The following is a 19,324-nucleotide window of genomic DNA, read 5'->3' on the forward strand; positions in this document are numbered from 1 at the left end:
TCTTTCACTCCTTATTTAATTCGTCCTCAAGACTCAGGAGGTAGTCGCTTAGGCCTTGGCGGATACTTTCTTGGCCTAAACCGTACTCAATCGTTGTCTTCATATAGCCGAGTTTATCGCCCACATCGTAACGTTGCCCCTTGAACTCATAAGCAAATACCCGCTGGGTCCGGTTCAAGCGGTCAATGGCATCGGTCAATTGGATCTCATTACCTGCCCCTGCTTTTTGGGTTTCCAAGAGCTCAAAGATTTCTGGTGTTAGCAAGTAACGCCCAATGATTGCCAGATTAGAAGGGGCTACGGAAGGATCCGGCTTCTCGACAAAGCGCCGCACATTGTAGATGCCGTCTCTAAATTTGGCTTCAGGATCGATAATGCCGTACTTGTCCGTATCTTCCTCAGCGACAGGCATCACGGCAATATTAGAAGCATGCGTTTCATTATAAGCTCCAATTAATTGCTTGGTTAAGGGCTCTTTATCGACCATTAAGTCATCCCCTAGCATCACTACAAAGGGTTCGTCTCCCACGAAGGCTTTGGCTTGAAGGACAGCATGGCCTAAACCCAGAGGATAGGACTGGCGTTTGAAGTAAAGGTTAAGTCCCACATTCTCCTGGATCAATTCCAATAATTCATCTTCACCCTTCTGCTTAAGGACACTCTCAAGCTCGATATTCGAGTCAAAATAATCCTCGAGGGGACGTTTACTTTTACCCGTGATGATCAGGATATCTTCAATTCCTGACGCTAGGGCCTCTTCCACAATGAATTGGATGGTTGGCTTATTAACGATTGGTAGCATTTCTTTTGCCATGGCCTTGGTTGCCGGTAAGAAACGAGTACCAAAACCAGCGGCTGGGATAATTGCTTTACGTACTTTTTTCATAAGTCCTCCTTAAGAAATTACTTTAAGTTCTTTTCGCCAGATAGTCAATTAATGCGCTTCGTAACTGGGTCTCTTCCTTGCCCTCGCGCATCATCAGCTGGGTCAAGGCTTCTTCCACCGGCATGCCTTCATAAAGAATGGCATAGAGGGCATTGGTAATAGGCATATCCACACCCAATTCACCAGCTAATTCGTAAGCCGCCTTAGTCGTTGGAATACCTTCAACGACCATTCCCATCTTGTCCTCAACTTCTTTGGGACTAGCTCCCTGGGCAATCTGGTTGCCTGCCCGCCAATTGCGGGAGTGGACGGAATTACAGGTCACGATTAAGTCGCCAACCCCACTTAAGCCAGAAAAAGTTAGGGGGTCTGCCCCCATGGCTAAGCCTAAGCGGGTTATTTCAGCCAGACCGCGTGTGATTAGGGCAGCCTTGGTATTATCTCCATAGGCCAAGCCGTCCACACCACCCGCAGCTACCGCAATAATATTCTTTAAGGCCCCTCCGAGTTCGACACCAATACAGTCGCTATTGGTGTAGACCCTAAAGTAACGGTTAAGGAAGGCTGCTTGCACGGCTTTAGCTGCCTCTGGGTCTTGACTGGCAGCTGTTATCGTCGTGATATGGCGGACAGCGACTTCTTCTGCATGGCTAGGCCCGGAGAGCGCGACAATTCCGCGGTAGCGACAACCTTCTAAGACCTCTTCAATAATTTGACTAATCCGCAGATGAGTCCCTTGTTCTAAGCCTTTAGAGGCATGGAGGATAATAGGCGCCTGTCCCTCTCCTGAAGTCTCCTCCTTCGCCAAGACATCCCTGACCTGCTGGCTCACAGACCGGATGGCCTTGGTCGGAACAACGAAACAAATCATGTCTGCCTGGTCAATGGCCTCGCTTAAATCCGTCGTCACTACAATATCTTCAGCCAGGTGGAGGTCAGGCAGGTAGGCTGAATTCACCCGGGTTTGCCGGATTTCTCTTGCCTGGTCTTCATCAATTGTCCAGAGCCGGACCTGGTGCTGGTTATCATTTAATACCATGGCTAGAGCTGACCCCCAAGAGCCAGCTCCTAAAACCGCAATACGATAAGTCTGCATTTATTTCTCCTTCCTTTGCTTCTGCTCAATCGCGTAGAGACTCGCTTCTTGGTAGAGGGGCGGAGCCTGCTTCCAACGCCGCCAGATAATAGCGCCCACAGCGATAAGAATTAAAATCAAGGATAAAACTTGAGAGACGCGGAAGGGCCCCCAGTAGAGGCTATCTGTCCGCAAAGCTTCGATAAAGAAGCGGCCTGTCCCATACCAAATTAAATAGAGGAAGGTCGTCTCCCCCACTCTCAGTTTGCCGCTAATATTGCGCAAATACAAGAGCAGGGCAAAGCCTAGAAGGTTCCACAGGGATTCATAGAGAAAGGTCGGATGGTAATAGACCCCATCAATCTGCATGCCTTCAACAATAAATTCAGGTAAGTGCAGGCCTTGGCGAAGAAAATCCGCCGATACAGGTCCCCCATGGGCTTCCTGGTTGACAAAATTTCCCCAGCGTCCAATCGCCTGGGCTAACAAGAGATAAGGCGCCATAACATCCGTTAAGAGGAGAAAACGCCAACCCTTAGTCCGACAATAAATATATATCGTCGCTAGGGCCGCAAGAACGCCCCCATAGATAGCAATCCCACCATTCCAAATTTGAATAATCTCATCCAAGTGCTGGTGGTAATAGTCCCATTCAAAGATCACATAGTAAAGCCTGGCCCCGACAAAACCGATGGGGATGGCCCAGACCAAGACGTCCAAAATAAGATCTTCCGGCCAACCCCGACGCCTTATTTCCCGGCTTCCTAGCTGGATAGCTAAGAGAATACCAGCCGCTATAATAATCCCATACCAACGAATCGGCCAACCAAATAAGTCAAAAGCGACAGGGTCAATGGCCCCTAGAATTCGATCCATTAACATTCTATCCTTCCTCTTGGCTATTGCTTTCGATTAAATGAGTTAGGCGGTCTTCAAATTCTTTAGCTGAATTATACCCGAGGTCATTGGCTCGGAAATTCATAGCCGCCACTTCAACAATACTGGAGATATTTCGCCCCATCTGAACCGGCACAGTAATCTTAGCTACTTTCACGCCAAAGATTTCTTCCTCTTCAGCAGCCGTTCCTAAGCGGTCATACTTATCTCCTTTATGCCAAAGCTTGAGTTGGATAATTAAGTTCACCTGCTGCTTCTGACGGACCGCTCCCGCTCCATAGAGGGTCATGATATTAATAATCCCTAGACCGCGAATCTCCATCATATTTTCTAGGATGGCTGGTGCCTCTCCCATAATTGTATATTCATCTCTTTGATAGAGCTCCACCCGGTCATCAGCCACGAGGCGGTGGCCATTCTTAACCAATTCGAGAGCGGCCTCTGACTTGCCGACACCACTCTCACCCATAATCAGCACGCCCAAGCCATACACCTCAACAAAGACGCCATGGCGCGAAGTGCGCGCAGCTAAGCGTTCCTGGAGATAGGTCGTCAAGCGCGAGGAGAGGTGGGTAGTCGACGTGTTGATGCCAATCACTGGGATATGGTTTTCATTAGCCGCTTGAATAACTTCAAACTCTGGTCTCAGATCCCGTGAGAAAACAAAGACCGGCGTCCGATCACGAGCCAAACGTCGCATAACCAACAAACGTTCCTCACTTGTCATCTTACTCATAAAGGAATGCTCATTGCGGCCAAAAAGCTGGATCCGTTCTTCAGGATAATAATTAAAATAACCGGTCAATTCCAAACCTGGACGCGAAATATCAGATACTGTAATCTCTCGATCCAGATAGTCCTCGCCAGAAATAATATTCATCTTGAGTGCCTCTACTAGCTCACGAACTGTAACAACCGCCATGTAGAACTCCTTCCATCCTTAGCATCAGTGCTGTTTTTCTCCTATTTTACCATAGATTTCTCTAAGAAGCTTCACCGAGATCAAGGCGGTAAACTTTCCATAAGTCAGAAAGTCCAACCATAAGAAAAAAGAAGCTGTAAGATTTCAGCTCCTTTTTTTCTTATGGCTATGGCAGCCGATTTAGAAGTCGTTCCAAGTTCCCTGCTTGTCATCATCAATATGCTCAGCTTCCTTAATACGACCGAAGCCGCGGGGATGGCGGTGGGTCTTTTCATGCTTGCGCTTAAAAGAATTTCCTTCGCTAGGGATAAGGTAAGCAGCCACGATGTAAATCAAGATAAGGAAAGGATTAAAGAAAGTAAAGATAGTATAGAGCCAACGAATTACCGTTGAACTAACAGCAAAATAAGCAGCCAGGCCACCTAGTAAGCCAGTTAAGACGCGGTCCGTTTTTGATCTTCTGAGTTTTTTAGTCATGATTTACCTCCTATTATTTCGCTTCTGCCTTCAACCAGATATCACCAGAAACCGATGATAAATTGATTTGGGCAGGACGTGTTTCAGCTAAGTAATAAATCGCCTTAGCTTGCTTAAAGCGGGAATCAGCCAGAGTATCTACCTTAAAGCTCTCTTGGCGCCAACGGATCGTGCCGTTGTTAGTGCGTAGGTCAGCATTCAAGCTAGTCGCTGGGTTGACATTCAGCTTGATGTCACCCGAGGTGGTCTGGCAGTCCACTGCTTCTAAGTCAGGATTGGTCACTGTCAGACGTAATTGCCCATTGAGGGTATCCATAGCTAGGGCCCGAACAGCCCCAATGAAGCGTTGGTCCCCATTAGCTGTTTGCGCATCGAGTCGGTCAAAGTCTACTTGGTCTAAAACTACAAGGCCATTCTTGGTATTTACCCGACCATTTACTGCTCGACTTTCAGCAACTCGGATATTGCCATCAATCGTGTAGAGGTCCAAACCCTCTGCCTCTAGGCCTGTAAGCTGGATGCCTCCTAATAAAGTCCTAAAATTCAATTGACCAAATTTTTGTTTGGGCAGACGCAGGTGGATATTGGTAGACAGCAAACGGTTATTTAATTCAAAGCGTAGGCAGCCGTCCTGGTTTTCAATCAAGGTCCTTTGCCTGAAGGCTTCTTCAACCGTCTCTTCCTGGTATTTCCCTAAGATTGTTCCCGTCACCTTGAGCTCAACCCGGTCAATTTCTGCTAGTTCGACCAGGATATCTCCCTTACTAATCGAAAAGTCAAAATCCTTAGCAATCTCGTCGAAACTAAAGTGCTCCTCAAACTGTCGGGTCACTAAGTGGGGGCGTGGGATCCCCGACCGCCCACGGTCAAAGTGAACTGTCCCTTCAACCGCCGTCTTAAGGTCTTTAACCAGTTGACCTAATGATGGTTTCTGCTCTTGGCTAGTCTTAGTATCGGCCTCTTCTTCTTGGTCAGCAGATGAGGGATTGGCTTCTTGGCTCGCTTGTTCGCGCAGCCAGGCTAATTCTGCTTTAAGGCCTTTAATTTCTTCCTCTAGGGCCAATTTTCTTTCAGCTTCATCTGTTGATTCAGCAAGGCCCAATCCCTCTAGGTCTGCCGCCTTAGTCGCTAGGTCGGCTTCTAAGGCTTCTTCCCGATCTAAGTAATAGTTCTTTAGAATGGCTTGGGCTAAGTCTGCCTGTCCCTGGTCTTGGTAGAATTCCGCCAGGGCTTGTGCTTCTTCAAATGAGAGGGGCTGCTTATGGTCTTGCTTATTGTTTTCCTTGGCTTGACGCTGTTCTAACAGCACCAAAGCTTCTTCCCGACTGAGTAAACCTTCTTGAACTAATTTCAATATCCGTTGTTTATCCTCACTCATCGTGTCGCCTCCTTGTTTATCTTGGCTCTATTATCTCAATTATTTGCCCCTTTAGCATAGGCCCTGAGATGTATTTATGGTCATAGGCCCCTGAAGGCACAGCGGCTGCCTGATGGACTGGCGCTAACAGCTAACTGTACAGGGAGTTCTTGCTTCAATTCCTCAACATGGGAAATAATAGCAATTAAACGACCACTCGACTCTTGAAGCTCGATGAGCGTATCCATGGCTTGGTGGAGGGACTCTTCGTCTAAACTCCCGAAGCCCTCATCGATAAAGAGGGTTGAAATTTCGATCCCCCCTGCATGGTTTTGGATGACATCACTTAAAGCTAGGGCAAGGGACAGAGAGGCCTTGAAACTCTCTCCCCCAGATAAAGATTGCACACTCCGGCTGCTACCAGAATAATAATCCATGACAGCTAGGTCTAGCCCCTTAGCGGCTGTCCCGCCCTTAGCCGTGGTCTCACGTAAGAACTGATAGCGGCCACTCGTCATCTGTTTAAAGCGGCGATTGGCTTGCTGGATAATCCGTTCGAAGTAATAAGCCAGTATATAACGTTCAAAAGAAACTCGCTGGCTTCCGGCTCGGTTACCATTGGCAACCTCTGCTAATAAGACCAAGTCTCCGTAGTGTTGAGCTTGGTCTTGATAACGGGCCAAAGTTGCTCTAAAGGACTGGTCGACTTGGTCTAGGCGAGCCAGCTGAGTCAGGGCCCTATCCCGAAGCTCTTGCTCTTCCTGAATCTTCGCTTGGACTTGCTGGAGCCGGCTTTGGTTTTCCTCTTGGTTCAAGTCTTCCTTACGCGCTGCCAGGGCACGCCGGTTGTCTGCTAGCTGTTGGTCTAGCGCATAGGCCTCTTGCTCAAAGTCCCGCCAGAACTTTTCGACAGCTGACCAATCTTTAGTCGACTTTTGGTAAGACGCTAAGCTCTCAGCTGTTAAATTAAAGGCCGCCATAGCCTTTTTGAGCTCGGTATCATTTGCTTGATAAGCTTGCTTTTGCCGAGCCAAAGCTTCCTCTAAACTTTCCTTTTGGGTTTGTAAAGCTAAGAGCTTGTCCTTTTCTGCTTGGAAGTTGGCTTGGGCAGACTGATGGTTTTCTTTCACTTCATGGAGCTTATTTTCTAGACTTTTCTGGGCAGCTAGAAGCTCATCCATGTCCTGGTAATGCAGCTTAGCCAGGAGGTCTTGTCCTTCTGCCTTTAGGGCTTCAAGCTGAGCTTCCTGGTTAAGCAGACGTTCCTTGACCTGGCCTTCCACTTGTTTTAGCTTAAGCAGGTCCTCTTGGTAAGTCGCTAAATCGCGGCTGACCTGGTCAGAGGCTGCCTGCCGTTTTGCTTGGGCCTCCTCCTTGGCTGAAACTTGGGCTGCCCGGTCTTCCAAGATCTGGGCTTCAGCTTCAAGGTCAGAAGAAAACTTATCGGCTGCTGCTAATTCTTTCAGCTGCTGGCTGAGTTCACTGATTTCCTGTTGTCTATAGTTAAGCTGGCTACTCAAGCGAGTCAGGGCTTGATAGGCCTGCCGCTCCTCAGCTTCCAGAGTCGCTGTATCTGGGCCCCACTCATTATCATCAGTAGGGCTTTGGTAAGGAGCGGGATGGTCTAGGCTCCCACAGAGTGGACAAGCTTGGCCAGAAACTAATTCACTAGCTAATTGCCCTAAGTAATCAGCTTGTTCTCTTTGCCGACCAGCCTCAAGAGCCTGCTGACTCCGCCGCCAAGTTTGATGAGCCGCCTGGTAATCCGCCTCAGCTTGCTTGATCTCCTTTTCTTTTTTCTGCTTTGCTTCCACTTGTTGGCGGTAAGTCCTAAAGGCCTTCTGTCTAGTTTGGACTTGGTAAGCTTCCTTGACCAGGTTATCAGGATTCAACCAGTCCTTCTGCAGCTTCGCCTCCTCTGCTTGCGCCTGGTCAATCCTCCCTGCAAGAAGGGCTTGGGCTTCCTGGTTGCTCTCCCAACTTTGCCTGCTCTCTTGGATGGCTTGGTCGAGCTCTTGGGCTTGCTCCGTTTTTTTCAACCAGCTTCTAAGGTCACGCGCCTCTAGTCGCATTTGTTCCAAGTCTTTTTCCCAAGTCTCTAACTGACCATAAGCTTCCTGACTCGCTTCTAAACGCGCTTGAGCAGCTTCCTTGGCCGCCTGGTGCTGGTTGACTTCTTCCACTATTCCTTGGATTCGCTTGCTTTCTTCTTGAATGGCCTGGTCTAATTGATCTAAATCGTCCTTGTCTTTGGTCAGAGGCAGAATTTGCTGATAGAAATGCCAATCCGCCTTGGCCTTACGGTAAGCTGGAGCCTTCTGGTCTAGGTCTGCTTGGCGCCGGGCCAAGTGGTCGGCTTCTTTCAGCAAAGTTAGGCTGCGTTCCAGGTCTTGCGCTTCTGCTTTCCAGCTAGCAAGCTGGTCTTCTGCCTGCCTAAGCCTGGTCCTTTGATCGTCCAAAGTCCCTGCGAGCTGGTCTGCAAAGGCAGTAAAATCTTCATGGCTAAGGGCCTCCTCGAAATCAGCTCGGATCACTTCATCTAGAATATGAACGATTGTCTCCTGGTCCTGCTTGAGCGACCGGTAATCTTGGCCCATTTCCTTTTCTAAGTCTTGCTTTCGGGCTAATAGCTCGTCCTGGAATGTCTTAATATGATAGGTCGTAAAAATCTTTCGAAAAATGACTTCCTTTTCCCGACTAGGGGCTTCTAAGAGCTGTTTGAATTCGCCCTGGGGTAGCATAACAATCTGACGAAACTGGTCCACAGTCAAACCCAGAATTTCTTCTATGGCCTGGTTAGCTTCCTGGGTCTTCTGAAAGATGCGGTCGCCACGGTCAAATGTAACACTGGCCTTCAAATTAATGGGCCGCTGGGTTTTGGGGCTGGGGCCTTTTTGCTGGGGAATCCGCTTGATCGAATAATTCCTTCCGCCAAGTTCAAATTCCAAATAAACATAGGATAAGTCCTGGTCACTCGCTAAATCAGATTTAAGCTCAGCTTCCTGGCGCGACGTCCCACTTGTCTTACCGTACAGAGCATAGACAATGGCATCGAAGATCGTCGTCTTGCCTGCTCCTGTCGGTCCAGTAATGAGAAAAAGTTGCTGTTGTCCTACATTGCGAAAATCAATCCGCGTTCGTTCACGGTAGGGTCCAAAGGCTTGCATTTCTAATTGGATGGGTTTCATTTGGCCACTTCCTCCTCTCCTCTTTCTCTAGTTTCAGCCAAGATTTTGCTTACTAATTGCTTTTGATAGGCTGTCAAAGTCTGCCCCGTCTGATCTTCATAGAAAGTCGCAAACACCTGGTCCAAGTCCTCTTTGGGCTTGGCTTGGTAGCTAGTGTCTGGGCCAGGTTGGTCCACTTCAAGGGCAGTATAAGAGAGGGCCATGATATGGGGATAGACTTGGCGTAACCGTGACATGGCCTCATGGATAGGTTGGGAATCGGTCAATTCCACATAGAGATAGTCATCGGACTGTCCTGCCATCAGTTCTTCAAAACTGGCTTTCACCCGTCTTAAATCGTGTTTGGCTTGAATCGGGTGAGGGATCACCCTAAGACTTTCCTTAGTCAAATCAACCTCTAAAAAGACCTTGCGCTGCCTAGCTTCCGATTTCGAATATTTTAGGGGGGACCCACTGTAGTAGATATGCTGGTTCTTGACATACTGGCGGCCATGCAGGTGACCCAGGGCAACATAATCGAAGTCTGCCAAGAGATCAGCCGGCACATAGGCGGAATTCCCCATCGATAGGGGGCGTTCAGACTCAGTGTGTTCTAAATCAGCTCCTGCTTCTTCTAAGTCAACATTAGTCACATAACCGTGGAAAACAAGCAGATTAAGCCGGTCGGGACGCCAATCCCCTGACTTAATCGTTTGGATTTGGACCCTCAACGCGTCTTCCATCGAACGGATCGACTGGTCAGGGTATAATTTTTGGACCTGACCGTAGTCACTATAAGGTAACAAGTAGACATCAGCCTCTTCTAAGCGGACACAGCGGATAGCCTTTTTGACCATCCCCTCTAAATACAAGCCCTCCTTTTCCAGGATAGCTGAGGCATAGTCGATGCGTTCACCACTATCATGGTTCCCAGAAATAATGCAAATCGGGCAAGAAATTTCCTCCGACATCTGTGTCAGTAACTGATTGCACAAGTGAACGCTCTCGCGGTTGGGAAGTGAGCGGTCATAGAGGTCACCAGCAATTATCACAAGATCCGCTTCCATCTCTGCAACTTGGCTGATCCAGGCTGTCAGTACTTCTTCCTGGTCTGCGAGTAAACTTCTTTCATTAATAACTTTTCCGATATGCCAATCGGAAGTATGGATAATTTTCATAGGAACTCCTCACTCGGTGAAAAAGAGGCTGGCAATCACTCCCACCCTCTTTCACGCTGCTTATTCTTTTTCCAATAATTTTTTCAAATATTGACCGGTATAGGAAGCCTCCACCTGGGCCACTTCTTCCGGCGTTCCACAAGCGACGAGTTGGCCACCCTTCTCGCCCCCTTCTGGCCCAAGGTCGACAATATAGTCAGCGGTCTTAATCACATCCAGATTATGTTCAATAATAATCACGGTATTGCCCGCATCGACTAGGCGTTGGAGAACTTCCAAGAGGCGCTTAATATCGTGGCTGTGCAAGCCTGTTGTCGGCTCATCCAAGATATAAACCGTCTTACCTGTAGCCACTCGTTGAAGTTCACTGGCTAATTTCATCCGTTGAGCCTCACCTCCAGAGAGTGAAGGGGCAGGTTGGCCTAGGCTGACATAGCCCAAGCCCACATCTACCATGGTCTGCAACTTGCGCTTAATCTTAGGAACAGCACTAAAGAAGTCTAAGGCTTCTTCAGCCCGCATATCTAAGACTTCAGCAATATTTTTCCCTTTGTAGGTCACTTCCAAGGTTTCTGCATTGTAGCGCGTTCCCTTGCAGAGCTCACAAGGCACATAAACATCCGGCAGAAAATGCATTTCTACCTTGAGGATACCGTCGCCCTTACAAGCTTCGCAGCGCCCCCCCTTCACATTGAAAGAAAAGCGCCCTTTGCTGTAGCCACGAATCTTAGCCTCGTTCGTTTGAGCAAATAATTCACGGATATCGTCAAAAACTGACGTATAGGTGGCTGGGTTTGACCGGGGTGTCCGACCAATTGGGCTCTGGTCGATATCAATGATCTTATCCAGACCTTCATAGCCAGAGACACTATCAGCTTTACCGGGATGAATCTGGGCTCGGTTTAAATCTCGAGCTAGGGTTTTCTTAAGCACTTCGTTGATCAATGAGCTCTTACCTGATCCCGAAACACCGGTAACAACATCCAAACGGCCGATTGGTAGGCGCACATCAATCCCTTTCAGGTTATTTTGCTTCGCCCCTTTAATTTCCAACCAACCCTTGTCCTCCTGCCGGCGTTCTTTAGGGAGCTCAATCGTGAGGTCTCCACTCAAATAGCGTCCAGTCAGGGAAGCAGGATTTTGAGCAACTTCTTCAGGGCTTCCACTAGCAACCACTTCGCCCCCGTGTTCGCCAGCACCGGGGCCCATATCAATGAGATAGTCCGCTGCTAACATGGTCTCTTCATCATGTTCCACCACAATAAGAGTATTCCCTAAGTCGCGCATCCGCTGCAAAGACCGAATTAGACGGTCATTATCTCTTTGGTGGAGGCCAATCGACGGCTCATCCAGAACATACATGATACCCGATAAGTTCGAGCCAATCTGGGTGGCTAAACGAATGCGTTGGGCCTCCCCTCCTGATAAGGTGCCTGCTGACCGATCCAGGGTCAAATAGTCTAGACCAACTTCTTGCAGGAAGCCGAGCCGAGACCTTAATTCTTCAAGAATAGGAGCGGCAATTTCACTATCTTGTTCACCCAAATGGAGCTGGCTAAAGAATTGGATAGTTTTTTCAATTGGCATAGCCGTCACATCAGCAATATCTTCACCTTCCACTTTGACACAAAGTGCTCGTTCATTTAAGCGTTTGCCATGGCATTTATCACAAGGTAATTCAGCGAGATATTGCCGCATATTATCGCGCACCATATTAGATGTGCTGTTATGGTAGCGCCGGCTGACATTATGAGCTACTCCTTCAAAGGCCATGTCTTTGTCTTGGACCTTACCGAAGTCATTAACATAGTGGAAATGGAAGGTCTCATCCCCAGAACCATAAAGCAATAAATTCTGCTGGTCTTCACTTAGGTCCTTGAACGGCTTATCTGTAGGAATATCAAAGGCCTGAGCGGCTTGCTTCAAGAGGGTTGGGTAATAACCAGACCAATTAGAATTCCAAGCTTGCAGAGCGCCTTCTTCTAAACTCTTATCAGGATCTGGAATAAGCAAGTCCAAGTCAACTACAAGCTTTTGCCCCAGACCATCACAAACTTCACACCGTCCGTAGGGGGCATTGAAGGAGAAGAGGCGGGGCTCAAGTTCACCTACCGTGAAGCCACACAAGGAGCAAGCATAGTGCTCAGAGAAAAGAATTTCTTCCCCATCAATGATATCCAAAAGCGCATAACCATCCGTTAAACGCAGGGCATTCTCCAAAGAATCCGCCAAGCGTGTCCGGATGCCTTCTTTAATCACCAGGCGGTCAACTACAATATTAATATTATGTTTTTGGTTCTTATTCAGTTCTGGCAAGTCGTCAATATCATAAAGTTCGCCATCAATTTGAACCCGAACATAACCCTGCTGCTGAATCTTTTCAAGTAGACGCTTATGCTGGCCTTTCTTGCCATAAACGACCGGCGCCATGACTTGAACACGGGTTCTTTCCTCGAGGGCCTCTGCCCGTTCGATCATCTGATCGATGGACTGGCTAGCAATCGGTGTCCCATCATTGGGGCAAATTGGCTGGCCGACACGGGCATAGAGCAAGCGCAGGTAGTCGTTAACTTCCGTAATCGTCCCTACTGTCGACCGCGGGTTACGGTTGGTTGTCTTCTGATCGATGGATATGGCAGGACTCAAGCCATCAATACTATCGACATCTGCCTTGCGGGAATTCCCTAAGAATTGCCGGGCAAAGGCGGATAAACTCTCAATATAGCGACGCTGTCCCTCCGCATAAAGGGTATCGAAAGCTAAAGAAGACTTCCCTGAACCGGATAAGCCTGTTACAACGACCATTTCATTGCGTGGAATTTCAACATCAATATTTTTTAAATTGTGAGAACGTGCCCCACGAACCACTATTTCATCTCTCACAGACTGTCACTCTTTCTTTAAGAAATTATTTACAAATACAAACAAGTGTTCTGATTAATTATAGCATGGATTTGCTCGATTAACTATTATTATACTCCAGGCCCCATTCTAAAGCTTTTTATTCGAATTCTCAAATCATTCGCAATAAAAAAAGCCGGACCTAGGATCCGGCGAGCTAAATATATGTTAGCTTGATTAACCAAAACGTCCTGCCACATAGTCTGCAGTCTGTTCATTGTTTGGATTATTAAAGATTTGTTCGGTTGGACCGAATTCAATAATCCGTGAATGGCCAGGTGCACGATCAGGGTCTGCATAGAAGAAAGCAGTATAATCAGAAACTCGGGCTGCTTGTTGCATGTTGTGGGTTACAATGACAATGGTATACTTTTCTTTTAATTCTTGAACAAGCTCTTCAATCTTAAGCGTTGAAATAGGGTCCAAGGCTGAAGTTGGTTCGTCCATCAAGAGAATTTCAGGTTTAACGGCAAGGGCACGTGCGATACACACCCGTTGCTGCTGACCACCAGAGATGGCCAAACCAGATTTATTGAGGTCATCTTTAACTTCGTCCCAGATGGCAGCTCCCTTAAGAGAAGTTTCAACAATTTCGTCGAGTTCTTCTTTATCCTTAGTACCATGAGTTCGTGGTCCGTAAGCCACATTATCATAAATGCTCATAGGGAAGGGGTTAGGTTGTTGGAAAACCATGCCGACCCGCTTTCTCAAGTGGTTAACATTAACATCTTTTGCATAGATATCTTTACCATCTAGGGCAATTTCACCTGTAATTTTACAGCCTTCAATTAAATCATTCATTCGATTTAAACTCTTTAAGAAAGTGGATTTCCCTGAACCTGATGGTCCAATCAAGGCAGTTACCTGATTTTCATAAATATCCATATCGATGTCTTCTAAAGCTTGGAAATTGCCATAAAATAGGCTCATATTCCGAGCAGTCATTGTTACTTTGTGTTCTTCTGCCATTTTACTTTTGTCCCCCTTGAGCTCCTAATTTATTGGATAACCAAGTCGATAATCCATTAATAATTAATACAAATAATAGTAAGACAACACCTGTTGCCATGGCTTGGTCACGGTGCAAGCCTTCAGTTGATAGAATGTACATGTGCAAGGCGAGTGTCCGACCAGAGGCAAACAAGCTGTCTGGTAAGTTGGTCGCTGACCCTAAGGTGTACATTAGAGCAGCCGTTTCCCCGACAATCCGCCCGATGGCTAAGATAATCCCAGATAGGATACCCGGCATAGCCACTGGTAAAACAATCCTAAAGATGGTCCGCAATTTACCAGCACCAAGGCCGTAGCTCCCTTCCCGCATCTTGTCGCTAACAGACATCAGACCCTCTTCGGTGTTCCGAATAATTAAGGGTAGAACCATGATTGACATCGTCAAGATACCGGCAATTAGAGAATATTGGAAGCCAGCAGCAATTACAAAGGCTAACATACCAAAGAGACCATAAACAATAGAAGGAACCCCAGATAAGGTATCGCTTGCTACACGAATAGCTTCTACCCACTTGTTATTCTTCCCTGCATATTCAATCAAGTAGAATCCAGCAAAAACGCCCAATGGGACTGAAATCAGCAGAGCGCCTAGAATCACGTAGATTGTAGTGATAATAGCTGGCATCATCGACACATTATCGGTTGTATATTCCAAGGCAAAGAGATCAGCTGATAAGTGAGGGATCCCATTAATTAATACGTAGCCAACAATATAGATTAACCAAGCAAAAGTTATAATAGTAAAGAAATAGGTCAGGTACTTTAATGCTTTATCCATTAGCTTTGTACGCCTCCTTTACGCTTCACGACTGCCAAGATCCCGTTGATCATTAAGACGATAACAAAGAGCACAGCACCCGTTGCAATCAGGGCACTCCGGTGGTCACCTGATGCATAGGCCATCTCCAACATAATGTTAGCTGTCATCGTCCGCGTCCCTTGGAAGAGTCCTTTGGGGAAAACAGCCGCGTTCCCAGCTACCATGATAACGGCCATAGTTTCACCAACAGCCCGACCAATCCCCATAATAACTGAAGCGAGAATTCCTGAGCGGGCAGCCGGTACCATGATGCGGTAGGCCGTACGATCGTGTGTTGCCCCTAAACCAACAGAAGCTTGATAGTAAGATTTAGGAACCGCACGCAAGGAGGATTCAGACATGGTAATAACCGTTGGCAAGATCATAATACCTAATACTAAGCCAGCAGTAAATACACTCATCCCACTGGAAGGAATGCCCATTGAACGGACTGTCTTCCGGATAATCGGAACTAAAACCACAAGACCGAAGTAACCGTAGACAATCGATGGAATCCCGGCCATCAAGTTAACTCCAGGTTTTAAGATTTTATGCAATTTGTCAGGACAATAGAAGGCCATGAAAACCGCTGTAAAAATCCCTGTAGGAACACCAAATAAAATAGCTAAACAAGTGACATAAAGAGAGCCAACCAGCATTGGGGCAATCCCATAGATATCATTCGTTGGTTTCCAGCTATCACCAAACAGAAAGCTTCCCAGGCCATAATCCGCTAAGAAAGGGATACTGCGTGCAAAAATGAAGTAGCAAATTGCTGCTAAAGCAAAGATAGACAGCAAAGCGCAAATGAAGAAAATCCACTTCATTACAACTTCAAGTGTATTATTTTGATTCATTGCTTTCTCCTCTAAAATATACAAGTCTCATAAACATTGGAAAACAGCTACTAGCGTTTAATAGTAGCTGTCCTCCTCTCTTCTAAAGCTCGGTCACTATTTAACTTCTGACCAGTCTGTAATTTCACCGACAAAGATACCCTTAACACTGTCTAAGCTGATATCTTCTAAACCATTTTCCTTGTTTACAATGACAGCAATCCCGTCTTGGGCAATTGCTTCTGCTTCAACATCAGTTTCATCTTCTTTAAGTTCACGTGAAGCCATACCGATATCAGCAGTTCCTTCTTGTGCAGCCTGTACCCCTGCACCAGAACCATTTTGAGTAATGTTAATGGTTACGCCAGGATTTAATTTTTCGTATTCTTCTTTTAATTTTTCCATTACTGGGCCAACAGAGGTAGAGCCAGAGATATTGATATTCCCTTCAGCAGAACCGTCCCCAGCATAAGCTTCAGCATCGCTCTTCACTGGAACATAACCTTCAGCTAAAACGATGTCTTGACCTTCCTTAGAGAAGATAAAATCATGGAAGTCTTGAGCTGCGCCTTCTAAGTCGCCCTTATGAACAATGTTAAATGGACGAGCAATGGCATAGTCACCAGAAGCAACATTTTCTTCAGTTGGTTCAACCCCGTTTACATTTAAAGCCTTAACGGTATCGTTTAATGACCCTAAAGAAATGTAACCAATAGCTGCTGGGTCGCCGGCTACAGCAGTCATCACGCCATCTGTTGAGTTTTGGATATCTGCCATATCCGTCGTGTTATCGTTGTCGCCTTCTTTAACACCTGTGATTTCAACAAAGGCATCGCGAGTACCAGAACCTTCTTCCCGGCTGATCACTTGGATTAAACCTTCAGGAGCACCTGAAGCACCGCCAGCATCAGCTTCAGAATTGCCGCTGTCGCTAGCTGAGTTGCCACATGCAGCTAAAAGTGCTGCACTCCCTAATACAGTAATCAACTTCGAAAATTTCTTCATTTCTACCATGAATTAACCGTCCTTCCTAAACTCTCAGAGTTCATTTGGATTAATATTTTTTTGCTATACTTTAATCATACACGTTAATTGTAAATTTATTGTATAGTTTGGGCTAAAAATCACCGAGTATTGTTAAAGTTTTGTAAATTTTTTGTAAAGATGCCCTTTACAAAAATTTAAAAACTATTCTTCTAGTATTTCAATGCCATCATCCGTATCTTCCAATTCAAGCATCGGCAAGTAAACATTGAAACAGGATCCTTGACCATATTGACTCTCAACATGGATCTTCCCGTTCATACTCGTTACCAAGTTACGAACGATAGACAAGCCTAAGCCCGTCCCCCCGGAGTTGGTCGACCGGTCCTTACTCACCCGGTAAAAGCGTTCAAAAATCCGAGGTAAATCTTCACGTGGAATCCCTACACCATTATCTTTAACACTAATGTGAACATAGCCTTCCGCTTCCATCACATCTAAAATAACCCAGACATCACCGCCCGGATTCGTGTATTTGATCCCATTATTAACTAGATTCGTTAAAATTTGATCAATCCGTCCCGGCTCACTATTAAAGATAATAGGCTCCTCTCTAAGATTAACAGTATGAAGGGAGATGCCCTTCTTCAGAGCGAGTTCTTCAGCTTGGACCACTGCCCCATTGGCTAAGACTTCTAAATCAATGCTTTCAATTTTATGACCAATCTGGTCCTGTTCAATCTTAGAAAGGTCTAAAATATCTGAAATCAATGATGTTAGTCGGTTACTTTCAGAAGCAATGATGCCAACAAATTCTTGAGCTAGGTCTGGATCTTCCAAGGCTCCATCCAGAAGCGTTTCAGCAAAACCTTGGATGGAAGTGATGGGCGTCTTTAGCTCATGCGAAGCGTTCGAGATAAAATCTGTCCGCACCTTCTCCAAGCGTCGAATCTCCGTAATATCATAAATTAAGACAATCACCTGACTGCCTGTATCGGGACCAGCCGGCGATTCTTCTATGTAGATGACATTCACATCCAAAATAACTTCTTTGGGATAGTACAAATAGACTTCATCATTGTAATTATTTTTTTCTTGGAAACAATTCTCAATCATCTGTTTGAGTCGGTAACCGTGGAGGATATTATCGTAGCGCTGGCCCTGGATATCATCCGAATCGATACCCAGTATCGTAAAGAAGGCAGAATTGCTCACTTGGATGCGTTGTTGGTCATCGATCAAGAGCACCCCGACAATCAGATAATCAATCAACTGGTTCAAGCGTTTCTGCTGGGTTAAAATCTGGCCCTGTTGTGTCTCTAAGTTCTCCGCCAAGCCATTAATTTTACGGCCGATTTCATCGAATTCCTCGATTCCCTTACTCGCATAGCGGCTCTGGTAATCATTGTGGGAAAGGTCATCAACAATCTGCGTGATTGCTTGGACAGGATTAGATAAGCGCTTAAAGTAATAATAAAGCAGGGCTAGCAAGACGGTCATGGCCAGTATCGAACAGATAAAAGCAATCCCCATCAAACGGGACTGGGCTGCTGATAGGTCAGACACTGCCCGGATGATTTGAATATAGGCAATAGGGTCCCCCTTACTATTGCGCATAAATTCAGTGTACTGGTAGATGGTATTATCCTCTGAATTATTATCGTGGGTCTTAAAGTCAGTGGTATTCTTCCAAGCCCGATCAAAGGCCTGGCTGTCTTTGGGGGCAGCAGGCAGGTCTGCATTCCCCATAGCAATCAATTCCTGCTTATCCATGTCATAAATAATGATCCGCTCGGCTGGATTAAGAACGCCAATCAGATTATTGATCATCCCTACCCATTTACGGTCGCGGTTTTGAACATTCTCCTCATCCAAGGACATAAAAGACTTGCGCAGGGTTGCTGCCGTCTCCGTCATCTGTTCCTGGGTCTCTTCCCCCACAGCATGTTCAACGACTAGGTTGGCATTATAAGCAAAGAGAAAGCTGTAAAGGATAAATAATAATGCAAAAAAGCCCGTTAAACGTGCCGTCAGCCGCCTCATGGCTTAGGCACCTCAAACTTGTAGCCAAAGCCACGAACCGTCTTAATATACTGGGGTTTTTTGGTGTCTTCCTCGATCTTTTCACGCAAGTGGCTGATATGCACATCAACGATCCGTGTCTCAACCGGATAATCAAAATCCCAGATTTTTTGTAAAAGTTGTTCCCGTGACAAAGTACGGTTCACCCGTTTAGACATATAGTAAAGCAAGTCAAACTCTTTAGGTGTCATATCGACCACTTGACCACGAACGGTTACAGAGAAATCACCAGTGTTAATGACAATATCCCCCACCTTAACGAGTTCATCTTCTTCTAAATCATCTGCTTGGACGGGAGAAGCTGTCTCTGCCACCTGTTGGCGTAAGGAGGCTGCCTCCGCTTGCGATTTCGCCTCTTGGTCAGCCTGACGTGTTGACCGACGCAAGATAGCCTTCATCCGTGCCAAAACTTCTCGTGGACTAAAGGGTTTGGTCATATAGTCATCTGCCCCTAGTTCCAGGCCGATAATTTTCTCTAATTCCTGGTCCTTAGCTGTCAACATGAGGATAGCCGTCTCGATACTTTTTTGGCGCAGTCGTCGGCAGATTTCCATACCATCAATGCCGGGCAACATAATATCTAAAATAATTAGGTCAAACTGGTTGGACTTCCCTAATTCATAGCCTTGGTTGCCATCTTCTGCTGTGGTGACTTCATAGCCCTCCTTCTCCAAGTTAAATTGCAATAACTTACGAATTGACGCTTCATCATCAACAATTAGTACCTTCTTCATTACTTACACCCCATCTTC

General features: G+C 46.4%; 15 protein-coding genes. All 15 read right to left on the reverse strand.

Annotation, left to right across the window (positions count from 1 at the left end; genetic code table 11):
• Window positions 1-4 precede the first annotated feature (4 nt).
• On the reverse strand, window positions 5-886 hold the full coding sequence (gene galU, locus F6I03_RS03380; protein WP_070431163.1) for a UTP--glucose-1-phosphate uridylyltransferase GalU: 882 nt from the start codon (window positions 884-886) through the stop codon (window positions 5-7).
• 22 nt (window positions 887-908) lie between these two features.
• Window positions 909-1,982: an NAD(P)H-dependent glycerol-3-phosphate dehydrogenase gene (locus F6I03_RS03385; protein WP_070431162.1), complete on the reverse strand. Its 1,074-nt coding sequence runs from the start codon at window positions 1,980-1,982 to the stop codon at window positions 909-911.
• Window positions 1,983-2,837, reverse strand: coding sequence for a prolipoprotein diacylglyceryl transferase (gene lgt / locus F6I03_RS03390; protein ID WP_070431297.1), 855 nt, complete (start codon window positions 2,835-2,837; stop codon window positions 1,983-1,985). It abuts the gene before it with no gap.
• A gap of 7 nt (window positions 2,838-2,844) precedes the next feature.
• A complete protein-coding gene (gene hprK / locus F6I03_RS03395) occupies window positions 2,845-3,780 on the reverse strand; it encodes an HPr(Ser) kinase/phosphatase (RefSeq protein WP_070431161.1) in 936 nt (311 codons plus the stop codon).
• Between the two features lie 180 nt (window positions 3,781-3,960).
• Entirely contained in the window at window positions 3,961-4,257 is a 297-nt protein-coding gene (locus F6I03_RS03400) for a PspC domain-containing protein (protein ID WP_070431160.1), read from the reverse strand.
• 13 nt (window positions 4,258-4,270) lie between these two features.
• Window positions 4,271-5,635 (reverse strand): DUF4097 family beta strand repeat-containing protein, encoded by a 1,365-nt coding sequence (locus F6I03_RS03405; protein ID WP_070431159.1) that lies wholly within the window; start codon window positions 5,633-5,635, stop codon window positions 4,271-4,273.
• Between the two features lie 80 nt (window positions 5,636-5,715).
• The gene (locus F6I03_RS03410; protein ID WP_070431158.1) at window positions 5,716-8,802 is read right to left on the reverse strand and encodes an SbcC/MukB-like Walker B domain-containing protein; all 3,087 of its coding nucleotides are present in this window, start codon (window positions 8,800-8,802) and stop codon (window positions 5,716-5,718) included.
• Complete coding sequence (locus F6I03_RS03415) at window positions 8,799-9,959, reverse strand: exonuclease SbcCD subunit D (protein WP_070431157.1); 1,161 nt, start codon at window positions 9,957-9,959, stop codon at window positions 8,799-8,801. The genes F6I03_RS03410 and F6I03_RS03415 overlap by 4 nt, the downstream gene beginning before the upstream one ends.
• Window positions 9,960-10,019: 60 nt before the next feature.
• Complete coding sequence (gene uvrA / locus F6I03_RS03420; protein WP_150983063.1) at window positions 10,020-12,842, reverse strand: excinuclease ABC subunit UvrA; 2,823 nt, start codon at window positions 12,840-12,842, stop codon at window positions 10,020-10,022.
• A gap of 195 nt (window positions 12,843-13,037) precedes the next feature.
• Complete coding sequence (pstB, locus tag F6I03_RS03425; RefSeq protein WP_070431155.1) at window positions 13,038-13,829, reverse strand: phosphate ABC transporter ATP-binding protein PstB; 792 nt, start codon at window positions 13,827-13,829, stop codon at window positions 13,038-13,040.
• Window position 13,830: 1 nt separating this feature from the next.
• Window positions 13,831-14,649 (reverse strand): phosphate ABC transporter permease PstA, encoded by an 819-nt coding sequence (gene pstA, locus F6I03_RS03430; protein ID WP_070431154.1) that lies wholly within the window; start codon window positions 14,647-14,649, stop codon window positions 13,831-13,833.
• On the reverse strand, window positions 14,649-15,527 hold the full coding sequence (pstC, locus tag F6I03_RS03435; RefSeq protein WP_070431153.1) for a phosphate ABC transporter permease subunit PstC: 879 nt from the start codon (window positions 15,525-15,527) through the stop codon (window positions 14,649-14,651). The genes pstA and pstC overlap by 1 nt, the downstream gene beginning before the upstream one ends.
• Window positions 15,528-15,623: 96 nt before the next feature.
• Window positions 15,624-16,520, reverse strand: coding sequence for a substrate-binding domain-containing protein (locus F6I03_RS03440; protein WP_070431152.1), 897 nt, complete (start codon window positions 16,518-16,520; stop codon window positions 15,624-15,626).
• A 174-nt stretch (window positions 16,521-16,694) separates the two neighbouring features.
• Entirely contained in the window at window positions 16,695-18,533 is a 1,839-nt protein-coding gene (gene pnpS / locus F6I03_RS03445; protein WP_070431151.1) for a two-component system histidine kinase PnpS, read from the reverse strand.
• Entirely contained in the window at window positions 18,530-19,306 is a 777-nt protein-coding gene (locus F6I03_RS03450; RefSeq protein ID WP_070431150.1) for a response regulator transcription factor, read from the reverse strand. Before F6I03_RS03450 ends, pnpS begins: the two co-directional genes overlap by 4 nt.
• Between the last annotated feature and the right edge of the window lie 18 nt (window positions 19,307-19,324).

Origin of the sequence: Aerococcus sanguinicola (assembly GCF_008726925.1) — a bacterium.
Lineage (GTDB): Bacteria > Bacillota > Bacilli > Lactobacillales > Aerococcaceae > Aerococcus.

Coding starts and splice junctions, on each gene's coding strand:
- F6I03_RS03400 (WP_070431160.1), bottom strand. CDS start 4,257: ATGACTAAAAAACTCAGAAGATCAAAAACGGACCGCGTCTTAACTGGC.
- galU (WP_070431163.1), bottom strand. CDS start 886: ATGAAAAAAGTACGTAAAGCAATTATCCCAGCCGCTGGTTTTGGTACT.
- lgt (WP_070431297.1), bottom strand. CDS start 2,837: ATGGATCGAATTCTAGGGGCCATTGACCCTGTCGCTTTTGACTTATTT.
- pstB (WP_070431155.1), bottom strand. CDS start 13,829: ATGGCAGAAGAACACAAAGTAACAATGACTGCTCGGAATATGAGCCTA.
- pstA (WP_070431154.1), bottom strand. CDS start 14,649: ATGGATAAAGCATTAAAGTACCTGACCTATTTCTTTACTATTATAACT.
- F6I03_RS03385 (WP_070431162.1), bottom strand. CDS start 1,982: ATGCAGACTTATCGTATTGCGGTTTTAGGAGCTGGCTCTTGGGGGTCA.
- pnpS (WP_070431151.1), bottom strand. CDS start 18,533: ATGAGGCGGCTGACGGCACGTTTAACGGGCTTTTTTGCATTATTATTT.
- F6I03_RS03405 (WP_070431159.1), bottom strand. CDS start 5,635: ATGAGTGAGGATAAACAACGGATATTGAAATTAGTTCAAGAAGGTTTA.
- hprK (WP_070431161.1), bottom strand. CDS start 3,780: ATGGCGGTTGTTACAGTTCGTGAGCTAGTAGAGGCACTCAAGATGAAT.
- F6I03_RS03410 (WP_070431158.1), bottom strand. CDS start 8,802: ATGAAACCCATCCAATTAGAAATGCAAGCCTTTGGACCCTACCGTGAA.
- F6I03_RS03450 (WP_070431150.1), bottom strand. CDS start 19,306: ATGAAGAAGGTACTAATTGTTGATGATGAAGCGTCAATTCGTAAGTTA.
- F6I03_RS03415 (WP_070431157.1), bottom strand. CDS start 9,959: ATGAAAATTATCCATACTTCCGATTGGCATATCGGAAAAGTTATTAAT.
- pstC (WP_070431153.1), bottom strand. CDS start 15,527: ATGAATCAAAATAATACACTTGAAGTTGTAATGAAGTGGATTTTCTTC.
- F6I03_RS03440 (WP_070431152.1), bottom strand. CDS start 16,520: ATGGTAGAAATGAAGAAATTTTCGAAGTTGATTACTGTATTAGGGAGT.